General features: G+C 35.9%; 12 protein-coding genes, 1 tRNA gene and 1 pseudogene. 13 read left to right on the top strand and 1 reads right to left on the bottom strand.

Going from position 1 to position 12287, the window contains the following annotated elements; all coding sequences use genetic code 11:
- The first annotated feature begins 25 nt into the window (after positions 1 to 25).
- The 10 genes and pseudogenes from BW732_RS02695 to BW732_RS02650 all read left to right on the top strand — a co-directional run bounded on the left by BW732_RS02695 (position 26) and on the right by BW732_RS02650 (position 6254).
- Positions 26 to 559, top strand: a complete 534-nt coding sequence (locus BW732_RS02695; protein ID WP_077275347.1) for a YqeG family HAD IIIA-type phosphatase — start codon at positions 26 to 28, stop codon at positions 557 to 559.
- Positions 552 to 1661 carry a ribosome biogenesis GTPase YqeH gene (gene yqeH / locus BW732_RS02690; RefSeq protein ID WP_077275346.1) on the top strand — a complete coding sequence of 370 codons (1110 nt, stop codon included), beginning with the start codon at positions 552 to 554 and terminating at the stop codon, positions 1659 to 1661. The genes BW732_RS02695 and yqeH overlap by 8 nt, the downstream gene beginning before the upstream one ends.
- A gap of 27 nt (positions 1662 to 1688) precedes the next feature.
- A complete protein-coding gene (yhbY, locus tag BW732_RS02685) occupies positions 1689 to 2000 on the top strand; it encodes a ribosome assembly RNA-binding protein YhbY (protein ID WP_077275345.1) in 312 nt (103 codons plus the stop codon).
- A gap of 102 nt (positions 2001 to 2102) precedes the next feature.
- Positions 2103 to 2663 carry a nicotinate-nucleotide adenylyltransferase gene (locus tag BW732_RS02680; protein ID WP_237301605.1) on the top strand — a complete coding sequence of 187 codons (561 nt, stop codon included), beginning with the start codon at positions 2103 to 2105 and terminating at the stop codon, positions 2661 to 2663.
- Positions 2653 to 3252: a bis(5'-nucleosyl)-tetraphosphatase (symmetrical) YqeK gene (yqeK, locus tag BW732_RS02675; protein ID WP_077275343.1), complete on the top strand. Its 600-nt coding sequence runs from the start codon at positions 2653 to 2655 to the stop codon at positions 3250 to 3252. Before BW732_RS02680 ends, yqeK begins: the two co-directional genes overlap by 11 nt.
- A 15-nt stretch (positions 3253 to 3267) precedes the next feature.
- Complete coding sequence (gene rsfS / locus BW732_RS02670) at positions 3268 to 3624, top strand: ribosome silencing factor (protein WP_077275342.1); 357 nt, start codon at positions 3268 to 3270, stop codon at positions 3622 to 3624.
- Between the two features lie 4 nt (positions 3625 to 3628).
- The gene (locus BW732_RS02665; RefSeq protein WP_077275341.1) at positions 3629 to 4363 is read left to right on the top strand and encodes a class I SAM-dependent DNA methyltransferase; all 735 of its coding nucleotides are present in this window, start codon (positions 3629 to 3631) and stop codon (positions 4361 to 4363) included.
- Positions 4364 to 4446: 83 nt separating this feature from the next.
- Positions 4447 to 5615 (top strand): annotated as a pseudogene (locus tag BW732_RS02660) (nucleotidyltransferase).
- Positions 5616 to 5629: 14 nt separating this feature from the next.
- Positions 5630 to 6124, top strand: a complete 495-nt coding sequence (locus tag BW732_RS02655) for a cupin domain-containing protein (protein WP_077275340.1) — start codon at positions 5630 to 5632, stop codon at positions 6122 to 6124.
- Between the two features lie 59 nt (positions 6125 to 6183).
- Positions 6184 to 6254, top strand: a tRNA-Thr gene (locus BW732_RS02650).
- A gap of 105 nt (positions 6255 to 6359) precedes the next feature.
- Here BW732_RS02650 and BW732_RS02645 read toward each other — a convergent pair.
- Positions 6360 to 7094: a bifunctional hydroxymethylpyrimidine kinase/phosphomethylpyrimidine kinase gene (locus BW732_RS02645; protein WP_161485500.1), complete on the bottom strand. Its 735-nt coding sequence runs from the start codon at positions 7092 to 7094 to the stop codon at positions 6360 to 6362.
- Positions 7095 to 7293: 199 nt separating this feature from the next.
- On the opposite strand from BW732_RS02645, the gene BW732_RS02640 reads away from it, so the two are divergent.
- The 3 genes from BW732_RS02640 to BW732_RS02630 are packed head-to-tail and all read left to right on the top strand — an operon-like array spanning position 7294 to position 12278.
- Entirely contained in the window at positions 7294 to 7587 is a 294-nt protein-coding gene (locus BW732_RS02640; RefSeq protein ID WP_077275338.1) for an Fpa/YlaN family protein, read from the top strand.
- 5 nt (positions 7588 to 7592) lie between these two features.
- The gene (locus BW732_RS02635; RefSeq protein WP_077275337.1) at positions 7593 to 8828 is read left to right on the top strand and encodes an FtsW/RodA/SpoVE family cell cycle protein; all 1236 of its coding nucleotides are present in this window, start codon (positions 7593 to 7595) and stop codon (positions 8826 to 8828) included.
- Between the two features lie 24 nt (positions 8829 to 8852).
- Positions 8853 to 12278, top strand: coding sequence for a pyruvate carboxylase (locus tag BW732_RS02630; RefSeq protein ID WP_077275336.1), 3426 nt, complete (start codon positions 8853 to 8855; stop codon positions 12276 to 12278).
- Positions 12279 to 12287: the final 9 nt, after the last annotated feature.

Below are 12287 nucleotides of genomic sequence, written 5' to 3'. Positions count from 1 at the left end.
CCTTTTTTTATGAAAGGAATTAGCCATGTATCAGATTTATAAACCAACTTGGATGATTGATGCCATTTATGATATCACGCCAGACCAATTAAAAAAGTTAGGCATTAAGGCTGTCTTAACAGATTTAGATAATACCTTAATTGCATGGAACAATCCTGATGGCACAGAAGAATTACTAAAGTGGATTGACGCAATGAAACAAGCAGAAATCCCTGTTATTGTTGTATCAAATAACAAAGCTACAAGGGTTGCACGTGCTGTTCAACATTTACAGCTAGACTTTGTATCGCGTGCGATGAAGCCGTTTCAACGTGGTTTTAAAATTGTCGAACGACGGTATAACTTACCCAAAGAATCATTAATTATGGTCGGTGATCAACTAATGACAGATATTAAAGGTGCTAATCGGGCGGGGATCCGTACCGTTTTAGTTAAACCAATTGTAACAAGTGATGCCTGGAATACTAAGTTTAATCGTGCACGTGAACGACGTGTGATGCGCCGATTAATTGAATTATATCCAGAAGAAATGAAATGGAGGAAATCGTTGAATGACTGAAGATTTACAATGTATTGGGTGCGGTGCCCATATTCAAACTGAGGAACCGGAAACGATTGGATATACACCAAAATCAGCTTTAGAAAAGGGTTTAGAAACAAATGAAGTTTATTGCCAACGTTGTTTCCGTTTGCGCCACTATAATGACATCCAAGATGTGAATATGACAGATGATGAATTTTTAAGATTACTAAATGGCATTGGTATGCAAGATGCACTTATTGTTAATGTGGTCGATATTTTTGACTTTAATGGAAGCTTAATTCCTGGATTACATCGTTTTGTAGGGAATAATCCTGTCTTAATGGTCGGAAATAAAGTGGATATTTTGCCGAAATCATTGAAAAGAGGTAAATTAATTCAGTGGATGCGTGAACGGGCGCACGAGGCTGGATTACGCCCTATCGATATTGCATTAACTAGTGCAAAGAAAAAAAATGAGATGTCAGATTTATTAGACTTAATTGAAACGTATCGTGAGGGTCGCGATGTCTATGTCGTTGGCGTGACCAATGTTGGTAAATCAACATTGATTAATGCTATTATTAGTACGACAGCTGGTGTTGATAACGTCATTACGACCTCACAATTTCCTGGTACAACATTAGATAAAATTGAGATTCCATTAGAAGATGGTCATTTTATTATCGACACACCAGGAATTATCCATCGTCATCAAATGGCACATTATCTAGGTAATAAAGATTTAAAATTAACCTCACCTACAAAAGAAATTAAACCAAAAGTCTATCAATTAAATGCTGAGCAAACCCTATTTTTAGGTGGAGTTGCGCGGTTTGATTATCTACAAGGTGATAAAACAGCATTTATTGCTTATGTATCAAATGATTTAGATATCCATCGTACGAAGACGGCAACCGCAGATGAGTTTTATGCTAAACATGCGGGCGGATTATTACAACCACCTCGTCCAAATGAATTAGGAGATTTTCCAAAATTGGTTCGTTTTGAATTTTCAATTAAAGAACCAACTGATTTAGTCTTTGCTGGACTGGGTTGGATTACTGTGAAGTCACCATGTGTAGTTGCTGGTTGGGCGCCTAAAGGTGTCGATGTTGTGATTCGTAAAGCATTAATTTAAAGAGACAAGAGAGGTCGGAATAAATAGATGAAACTTAGAGGAAAACAAAAACGCTTCTTAAGAAGTGAAGCGCATCACTTAGATCCATTAGTACAAATTGGAAAAGGTGGTCTTAGTGAAACTTTATTAGAACAAGTCAATGAACTTTTAGAAAGACGTGAACTAATTAAAGTTACTTTGTTACAAAATACAGATGAAGAAGCAACTGAAGTAGCAGAAGTTTTTGAAACAACACTACATTGTCAGGTTGTTCAAATTATTGGTCGTGTACTTGTGGTCTATCGTCCATCATCAAAAGAAAAATTTCAAAAGATTTCTCAGCAAGTGGCAAAAATTTAATCGAGGTGATATCCAGTGTATCAGCAACATTTATCCCGCTGCCAAGTTGAACAAGAACAACAAAATCAAGAGCTAACAGCCGCTTATCAAAAAGCTGTTGGTATTCTAGGTGGGGGCTTTAATCCTGTTCATCATGGTCATTTGATTATAGCTGACCAAGTTCGTGAGCAATTAGGTTTGGATGAATTTTATTTAATGCCATCTTATCTATCCCCGCATATTGATGAAAAAAAAGTAATTTCAGCCCAACATCGTTTGAAAATGTTGGAGTGTGCGATTAAAGATAATCCAACACTCGCAATTGAAACCTGTGAAATTACGCGTCAAGGAAAAAGTTTTACTTATGAGACAATTAAGCAATTAGTTGACGAAAATCCTGACACGCGCTATTATTTCGTCATCGGTGGTGACATGGTTGAGTATCTACCAAAGTGGCACCGAATTGATGAGTTAGTGCAATTAGTCCAATTTGTTGGTGTTAATCGACCGGGTTATGCAGTGGAAAGTCCTTATCCATTAATATGGGTCGATGTGCCATTGCTCGACATTAGTTCAAGTATGATTCGACAAAAAATTAGACAAGGATGCTCGGTTAGATATTACACACCTGACGCAGTAATTGACTACATTGAGAAAGAAGGATTATATCGTCATGATGACTGAAGTAATTTATACTGGTAATTATTTTATTGGCAGTCGTACAGAATTATTGGAACGCGTATCTAATCAACTATCAGCATCGCGTTTTGCTCATATTTGTCGTGTGGAGAAAAAAGCACTTGAATTAGCGCAACGATTTGATTATTCTGACTTAGAACGTGTGAGTATTACTGCTTTAACGCATGATTACGCCAAAGAGCGCCCAGATTCAGAGATGATTCACTATATTGAAACACGTGGATTTGATTTATCATTAATTAGTTACGGTAATCAAATTTGGCATGGTCTCGTTGGAGCAGAGATTGTCCGTGATGAGCTAGGGATAACCGATTCTAGCATTTTACAAGCGATTCGTGTTCATACCACGGGTTCTGAAGAAATGTCGACACTAGATAAAATAATTTATGTCGCAGATTATGTGGAAGATGGTCGTGATTTTCCGGTCGTAAATCAAGCCCGAGAGTTGGCTAAACAGTCATTAGATTTAGCTGTTGCATTTGAAACGCAACAAACGCTGTTGTATTTAATCGAAAATAATCATAAAATATACCCAAAGACGATTGACACTTATAATCGTTGGGTGGCAAAGTAAATTTAGGAGGGAATCATCATCGATAGTAAAAAATTAGTTGAATTAGTTGTGAAAGCAGCTGATGATAAACGTGCAGAAGAAATTATAGCAATGGATGTATCTAAAGTCTCATTATTGGCAGATTATTTTGTTATTTGTCATGGAAACAATGACCGTCAAGTCTTGGCAATTGCCAATGAAATTGAAGAAAAGGCAGAAAAAGCTGGTTACAAGATTAGCCGAATTGAAGGAAAAGACTCAGCAAAATGGGTATTAATTGATTTAAATGATGTCATTGTCCATGTCTTTTATGGGGAAGAACGTTCATTCTATAATTTAGAAAAATTATGGCGTGATGCACCATTAGTTGATATTTCAGCAATGGTTGAATAATATTATGGCAAGTTATGAAACATTTACTAGAATCTACGATGAAGTCATGGATGACACGCTATATGACAAATGGCTAGAATTTACGTTAGCTCATGTACCAAAAAAGTGTGAGTCTATTTTAGAGTTAGCTTGTGGCTCAGGTATTCTATCGACTAAATTGGCGGATACAGGTTACCAAGTTACTGGCGTTGATTTATCAAAAGAGATGATTGAGTTAGCTAAAAAACGTGGTATTGCCTGTCAGTCAACTGCACAATTTAGTGAGGGCGATATGTTGGCTTTAGAGGAACAGGATACGTATGACTTAGTCACCTGTTATTCAGATTCACTGTGTTACATGCCTAATGAAGACGCGGTTCTAAAAGTCTTTCAAGGCGTTCATCAAGGCCTAAAAGATCAAGGGAAATTTATTTTTGACGTTCATTCTATCTATCAAGTAGAAGAATTATTTAAAGAATATAGTTATCACTATCAAACGGAAGAATTCGCCTTTTTATGGGAATCATATCCAGGTGAGCATCCATTTAGTGTAGAGCATTTTTTAACGTTCTTTATCCAAGAAGAAGATGGGAAATTTTCTCGTTTTGATGAATTACATGAAGAGCGAACATATGAGATTGATACCTACATTGGTTTACTACAAGAGGCTGGTTTTTCAGCAGTTGACGTATGTGCTGATTTTACAAATGATGCACCAACTGATCAATCGACTCGCTGGTTTTTTGTGTGCTATAAGTAAGTTACAACGACATCATGATAATAGACTGGAACGAAACTAATCGGTTTTGAACCAGTCTATTATTTTTTAAAGGAGGATTTGTTATGTTAAGTAGTTGCGGGGTCATTGTTGAGTATAATCCTTTTCACAATGGGCATCAGTATCATGTTGAACAAGCTAAAAAGCTTAGTGGCGATGATGTGATTGTCGCAGTGATGAGTGGAAATTTTTTACAACGTGGTGAACCTGCTTGTTATGATAAGTGGACTCGCGCAAACCAAGCTTTGGCTAATGGGGTAAATTTAGTTATTGAATTACCTTTTGCACACGCTGTTCAGTCTGCTGATTATTTTGCTAAAGGTGCTGTCAATTTACTCCAATTACTTGGTGTTAATACACTTTGTTTTGGTACTGATACATCAGACCAGTTGGATTATGAGGCATTTGGTCGTTCTCATCAAGAGAATCAAGTGCAAATTGATGCATTGTACCAATCATTAAAAAATAATGGGCAGAGTTATCCACAACAAATGACAACCATTTATCGCCACTTATTTCCAGAATGGACTCTTGATTTTTCGTCACCTAATCATATTTTAGGAATGGCCTATGCAAAAGCCAATGCTAGTTTACCTAGTCCTATGTCATTGTTACCGATTAATCGACAAGGTGGTGGATATCATGATACTAAACTAGGAACTGAGGGATTTGCTAGTGCAACTGCTATTCGTCAAGCATTTGCAAATGGTCAAGTGACTCAGCTAGAATCAGTTGTTCCTGAGATTACTTATCAAGATTTAATAATGAAACACCAAGTGACTTGGCAAAAGCTATGGCCATTTTTAAAATACCAGATCCAAGTAACTGATATTGAGCAATTACGCACAGTGTATCAGATGTCTGAAGGTCTAGAATATCGATTAAAAGAAGCAGTGAATCATGCTCAAACGTTTGCTGAATTAATTGAATTGGTCAAATCAAAACGTTATACATGGGCAAGGTTACAGCGATTATGTGTCTATATCCTCTTACAAGTTACCACTAAAGAAATTGAAGAAACCAAACAACATCCTTATCTACGTGTATTAGGTTTTGATAAACTAGGCCAACGTTTCTTAAAACAACAAAAAAACAAGTGACTTGTCCAATAATTACGAATGTTAATCAAAAAAATCAAGCTTGGTTATCGCTCGATATCAAAGGTGGTCAAATATATGAATTACTTTCTGGTCAACCACAAGATTATTACCGTCGACCAGTTGTCTATCAATGAAAGGAAGTTAATGAATGAAATCTAAAGATGAATGGATTAAACAATTAGACTTAGAACCACATCCAGAGGGTGGTTATTACCGCCGTACGGAAGAAAGTCAAAATCGGTATCAATTAGCTAATCAAAAAAACAGAGCATTGTATACAAGTATTTATTTTTTATTAACGCCTGACAGCCCCTCACATTTTCATCGTTTAATTGCAGATGAAGTGTGGTATTTTCATGAAGGTGAGACTTTGACCGTTCATTGTATTTATCCTAATGGAGAATATGCAGCTGTTTCTTTAGGAAAACAACCAGGTGACCGTTTACATTTTGTGGTACCAGCAGGAACAATTTTTGGTTCGACTGTCGTTAATGATTATGCACTAGTCAGCTGTGCTGTGATTCCAGGATTTGATTTTCAAGATTTTGAATTATTTACACAAAGTGAGTTGTTAACGGATTATCCAGAACATGAGTCTATTATTAAAAAATTAGCTTATAAAAAATTACCTGAAATAATGTAAATTAGCTAGAAGGGCTTGAAAAATTTCAAAAAAGGATTACACTAGTTATATAATCTTTTGCCCTTTTAGTTCAGTGGTAGAACATCGGATTCGTAACCCGGGAACACCAGTTCAATCCTGGTAGAGGGCATTGCTAATTTCGAAAATAATCAGTTTAAATAAGCAGCCCGTCATTCATTAAAAATGACGGGTTGCTTATTTTTTAAAGTTGATCGAGTGCAATGAGAGGATAAATTCACAAGTCATTTTCAATATAATCTATGGCTTGTTTAAAGGCCTTTTCAATCGGTAATTCTTTTGCTAAGTTAGCTGTTAGAGCTGCTGAAAAACAAGCTCGAATTGACATTTCGGATGGTACATCACTTTTTTTGAGGGAACGACTAAGGATTTGCGAATTAGAGCGGTGTAATTGAAAATTTAGTTCAGAAAGTGACTGGTCCAAAATAATAATGTTTGTCAAACCGGCCTCAATTAATTTATGAATAGCGACTAATAAGTGTTTCTCCAAACTGACATTCATTTGATTAATCATTAAGGAGACTATGTCAGGTGTTAAAATGATACAAGTTGTAGATAAAAATAACGGACGTAGCATATTAAATGGATTAATAGTGAGGGCATCGGTTTCATTTTGGTGAATTAAAGGAAATAAATCAATTACAATATGTTTGAATTGTTCATGATAGTCAGAAATTAAAGTAAGAATGTGTAAATCAGATACGTCTAATATATCAATTTTAACGGCATTAATTGGGCCGCCTAATAAAACGGTTGTAAGTTGTTGATTAATAATAGTTGGTTGTATCGGATATTTTTGTATCGGATAATTTGAAGATTTGTTTGGTAAAAGTAAATTTGTTATGGTGGTAAAACCAAAAACATGGAAAGCCTGAAATATTGTTAAATCAGCTTGGATACCACTTTGACTAGATGCATTAGAGTAAGAAATAGTTAAAGCTTTCTCTATCATAACTGACCTCCTAATGAAAGAATAAGTTAAGTATACCATAGCCTTTATGGTGCGTTTAGATGTTTTATAACGCAACTAATACGAAGGAAGATAAGAAAACGTTTTTCATCCGTGAATTTTTAGCGATATCCGTGAAATTCGGTGGAGTCCATTTGCTTTTTTATGATATAATGAAACACAATGAAGGAGGCTTATCATCATGTTAGATAGTTCTAAAGAAGCCGGATTAATTGTTTTGCAAGAAGAAGCCGAAAAAATTAAGCGATTGATTAAAAAACAACATAATTACGAATGTATCGCACAGTGTCGAGCCTTTGAAGAAGTCATTGATACACAAATGTATGGCTACTCAAAACAATTAGATTATGCGCAAAAAATAGGTGTGATTACAAAAGAAACTGGCTACCAGTTAATTAAAGATTTAGAAGCTGAATTAAATGATGTTTATAATAAAATTTATGATGGACAAAAAGAGGTAAATGAAAGGAAGTGATCCCTTTGCATCAGCGTGTAAAGAAACGCTTCTATCTAGATTATAGTATCCTAATTCCTTATTTATTTTTATCTATTTTAGGGATTGTTATGGTGTATAGCGCGAGTTCTGCCACTTTAGCATCAAAGGGATTAAATCCAGCTCAAGATGCGATTAAGCAGGCAGGATTTTTTATTGTTGGTTTAATTGGTGTTGTTTTTATTTACAAAATGAAAACAGCTAATTTTCGTGATAAAAAGCTGATTATGACTGGCATTTTTCTTATTAGTGCCATGCTGGTCTTGACAAAGTTCAGTAACTTAGGAACATCTGGTGGTGGTGCAGATGGTTGGCTTAGGTTAGGACCAATTACTTTACAACCAATTGAATTTTTAAAAGTTATTATTATTTGGTATCTATCTTATATTTTATCACGACGTCAAAATCTGATAGCTCGTGATTTTAAACAAGCGATTAAAAAGCCGATGATTTTAATTGGCGGATTAATTACTCTTGTTATTATTCAACCGGATAATGGTGGAGCAGCAATCCTATTATTAATTGCGTTAGTTATTATTTTAGCTAGTGGAATCAATTATATGTATACGACGGTCTGTTTAATTGGGGGAGTAACATTTTCTTTCCTAGCCATTCAGTTAATTACGTTAACTGGTGGTTTTATTTTTCCAAAACGCTTTGGTTATGTCTATCAGCGATTCAGAACGTTTTCTAATCCCTTTATTGATCCGCTTGGTGATGGTCATCAAATGGTCAATTCATATTATGCCATGAGCAACGGTGGTTGGTTTGGCCGTGGCATTGGGAATAGTATTCAGAAAAAAGGCTTTCTAAGTGCAGCCCAAACTGATTTTATGTTTTCAATCGTACTAGAAGAATTGGGCCTAATTATTTCAATTTTTATTTTAGCTGTTTTATTATTTTTAATTATACGAATTTTACTTGTGGGAATTCGTTCAAACGATACCTTTAATTCATTAATGTGTATTGGAATAGGCGGTATGCTATTAATTCAAACGTTTGTCAATGTTGGTGGAATTACTGGGATTATTCCATTAACTGGTGTAACATTCCCCTTCTTAAGTCAAGGTGGTTCTAGTTTGATTACTTTATCGGTCAGTATTGGTATTGCATTAAATATTAGTGCAGATGAAAAGCGTAAGCAATTTGAGAAAAAGCGCGAAATAGCTTACCAAGAACATTATGCACTTCAATTAGTTCAACAAGAAGAAGATAAAAAATAAATAGGTTATTGGGGGAAGTTGGGTATGAAAAAAGTCCTAGTTGCAAATCGGGGAGAAATCGCGATTCGGGTGTTTCGCGCATGTACTGAATTAAATATAAAAACGGTGGCTATCTATGCTGCTGAGGATGATCGTTCCGTTCATCGTTTCAAAGCTGATGAAGCTTATCTAGTTGGTTCTGGTAAGAAACCAATTGATGCCTATCTAGATATTGAAGATATTATTCGTATCGCGAAAGAAAGTCACGTGGATGCAATTCATCCAGGATATGGTTTTTTATCTGAAAATATCGATTTTGCTCGTCGCTGCCAAGAAGAAGGAATTATTTTTATCGGGCCGACACTACATCATTTAGATATTTTTGGGGATAAAATTAAAGCTAAAGCAGCCGCAGTTTCAGCTGGTGTCCAATCAATTCCTGGAACAGATGGCCCAGTAGAGTCTATTGATGAAGTCTTAGATTTTGGATCAGTTCATGGCTATCCAGTGATGATTAAAGCCGCTTTAGGTGGTGGTGGTCGTGGTATGCGTGTTGCTCACAATGAACAAGAAGCTGTTGAAGGATACAAGCGTGCTAAGAGTGAGGCTAAAGCGGCTTTTGGTAGTGATGAGGTGTATGTTGAAAAATATATTTCTAATCCAAAACATATCGAAGTTCAAATTTTAGGGGATACACATGGTAATGTGGTGCACTTGTTTGAACGTGACTGTTCCGTGCAACGTCGTCATCAGAAAGTAGTTGAGGTAGCTCCTTGTGTCTCATTGACTGATGAGCAACGTCAGGCTATTTGTCAGGCCGCTGTACAGTTAATGTCACATGTTAATTATGTTAATGCAGGAACGGTCGAATTTTTAGTGGAAGACGGTCAGTTTTATTTTATTGAAGTAAATCCACGTGTTCAAGTGGAACACACAATTACTGAATTAATTACCGATGTTGATATTGTGACATCACAATTAAAAATTGCAATGGGAATGGATTTACATCAAGAAATTGGCATTCCAAAGCAAGAAGAATTGAGTATTCATGGTTACGCCATACAATGCCGTATTACCACAGAAGATCCATTGAATAATTTTTTACCAGATATCGGAAAAATTGATACATATCGTTCACCCGGTGGTTATGGTATTCGTCTAGACGTAGGGAATGCTTTTTCAGGTGCCGTTGTAACTCCTTACTTTGATTCCTTGTTAGTTAAGGTTTGTACACATGCTTTAACCTTTGAGCATACCATTCAAAAAATGTTACGAGCATTAAAAGAATTCCGAATTCGTGGGGTTAAAACCAATATACCTTTTTTAGTTAATGTAATTTCACATTCTGAGTTTACCTCAGGTCAGGCGATTACAACTTTTATTGATAATTCACCTGAACTATTTAATTTTCCAAGAGTCCGTGACCGTGGCAATAAAACTATGCGTTATATTTCTGAGATTACGGTCAATGGATTCCCAGGAATTGAAAAAGTAGAAAAAAAATATGTGAAACCTGCCCGATTGCCTAAAAAATTAGTACGGTTAGACAGTGCTGTGACACCTAAAATGATTTTGGATCAAAAAGGACCAGATGCTGTGGTCGATTTTGTTAAGCAAACAAATGAGGTCCTTTTAACAGATACAACATTTAGAGACGCGCATCAAAGCTTACTAGCAACAAGAGTACGAACGACTGACTTAGCGCATATTGCTGAACAAACTGGCTCTGGTATTCCTGAATTATTTTCAGCTGAAGTTTGGGGTGGAGCAACGTTTGATGTGGCTTATCGCTTTTTAAATGAGGATCCATGGTTAAGGTTGCGCCAGTTACGCAAGTTAATGCCGAACACACTTTTCCAGATGTTGTTTAGAGGTTCTAATGCAGTTGGGTACCAAAACTATCCGGACAATGTTTTAAAAGAATTCATTCATTTAGCTGCTCAAGAAGGTGTGGATGTTTTCAGAATTTTTGATAGTTTAAACTGGTTACCACAAATGGAAAAAAGTATTCAATATGTGCGTGATGCTGGAAAAATTGCAGAGGGAACGATTTGTTATACTGGTGACGTTTTAGATCCAAATCGCTCAAAATATAATATGGCTTATTATCAAAATATGGCAAAAGAGCTAGAAAATATGGGTTCTCATATTATTGCAATCAAAGATATGGCTGGTTTATTACGGCCACAAGCTGCTTATCAATTAATTACGGCATTAAAAGAAACTGTCAATGTACCAATTCATTTACACACTCATGATACTGCAGGTAATGGCATTATGACTTATTCAGCAGCTATTAATGCGGGAGTCGATATTGTTGACGTTGCGATGAGTGCAATGAGTGGTGCAACAAGTCAACCAAGTATGAGTAGTTTATATTTTGCTTTAGGTAACGATGACCGCAAGCCACACCTTAATAGCGATAACGTTCAAGAGTTAAACCATTATTGGGAAGATGTTAGAAAATTTTATGCGCCTTTTGAAAATGGTATCAGTGCTGCTCAAACAGAAGTTTATTCACACGAAATGCCAGGTGGTCAGTATTCTAATTTACAGCAACAGGCAAAAGCTGTTGGATTAGAGGATCAATGGGATGAGATTAAAGGGATGTACGCAACGGTTAATCAGATGTTTGGTGATATTGTGAAAGTCACACCATCTTCTAAAGTAGTAGGTGATATGGCCTTATTTATGGTTCAAAATGAACTAAGTGAAACAGATATTTATGAAACCGGACGTACTTTGAATTATCCTGAGTCAGTAATTAATTTCTTTGAAGGAAATCTAGGTCAACCGACTGGAGGTTTTCCACCTAAGTTAAAAGAAATTATTTTAAATGGTCGACCATCGATTGAAGTCAGACCTGGTAGTTTAGCTGAGCCGGCTGATTTTGCAGAAGTTCAAAAAGAGTTGAGTGAAAAAATTGGTTATTCAGCAACAGAACTTGATGTCATTAGTTACTTAATGTATCCACAAGTATTCCTAGATTATGTTAAGACACATGATAAATTTGGTGATGTCGAATTATTGGATACCCCAACTTTTTTCCATGGTATGCGTGAAGGTGAAACAATTGAGGTACAGATTGAAAAAGGCAAGACGTTGATTATTACATTAGATGAGATTGGTCGAGCAGATATCGAAGGCAATCGGATTTTATTCTTTAATTTAAATGGGCAACGTCGGGAAGTCTCAGTTAAAGATCAGCAAGTTAAAACACAAGTGATATTAAAACAAAAAGCTGAACCAACAAATAAAAATCATATTGGTGCTACTATGCCTGGTTCAGTGTTAGATGTTTTAGTTGAAGTTGGTGATGATGTTGTTGAAGGCCAACCATTATTAATTACTGAAGCGATGAAGATGGAAACAACGATTAACGCTAGTCGAACTGGTAAGGTCCAACGCATTCATGTTGTGGCTGGCGAACCAATTCAATCTGGTGATTTATTAATCGAATTAAGTCTTTAAAAAATAATA

The sequence above is a fragment of the Vagococcus penaei genome, assembly GCF_001998885.1.
In the GTDB taxonomy this organism is placed as follows: domain Bacteria; phylum Bacillota; class Bacilli; order Lactobacillales; family Vagococcaceae; genus Vagococcus; species Vagococcus penaei.
The sequence above is the reverse complement of the archived record's forward strand: the minus strand, read 5'-3'. Positions and strand labels throughout refer to the sequence as shown.

Bases quoted from the DNA above. Each gene is read 5' to 3' on its own strand.
- BW732_RS02640 (WP_077275338.1), top strand. From the start codon at position 7,294: ATGTTAGATAGTTCTAAAGAAGCCGGATTAATTGTTTTGCAAGAAGAA.
- BW732_RS02655 (WP_077275340.1), top strand. From the start codon at position 5,630: ATGAAATCTAAAGATGAATGGATTAAACAATTAGACTTAGAACCACAT.
- BW732_RS02665 (WP_077275341.1), top strand. From the start codon at position 3,629: ATGGCAAGTTATGAAACATTTACTAGAATCTACGATGAAGTCATGGAT.
- yhbY (WP_077275345.1), top strand. From the start codon at position 1,689: ATGAAACTTAGAGGAAAACAAAAACGCTTCTTAAGAAGTGAAGCGCAT.
- yqeK (WP_077275343.1), top strand. From the start codon at position 2,653: ATGATGACTGAAGTAATTTATACTGGTAATTATTTTATTGGCAGTCGT.
- BW732_RS02630 (WP_077275336.1), top strand. From the start codon at position 8,853: ATGAAAAAAGTCCTAGTTGCAAATCGGGGAGAAATCGCGATTCGGGTG.
- BW732_RS02695 (WP_077275347.1), top strand. From the start codon at position 26: ATGTATCAGATTTATAAACCAACTTGGATGATTGATGCCATTTATGAT.
- BW732_RS02645 (WP_161485500.1), bottom strand. From the start codon at position 7,094: ATGATAGAGAAAGCTTTAACTATTTCTTACTCTAATGCATCTAGTCAA.
- yqeH (WP_077275346.1), top strand. From the start codon at position 552: ATGACTGAAGATTTACAATGTATTGGGTGCGGTGCCCATATTCAAACT.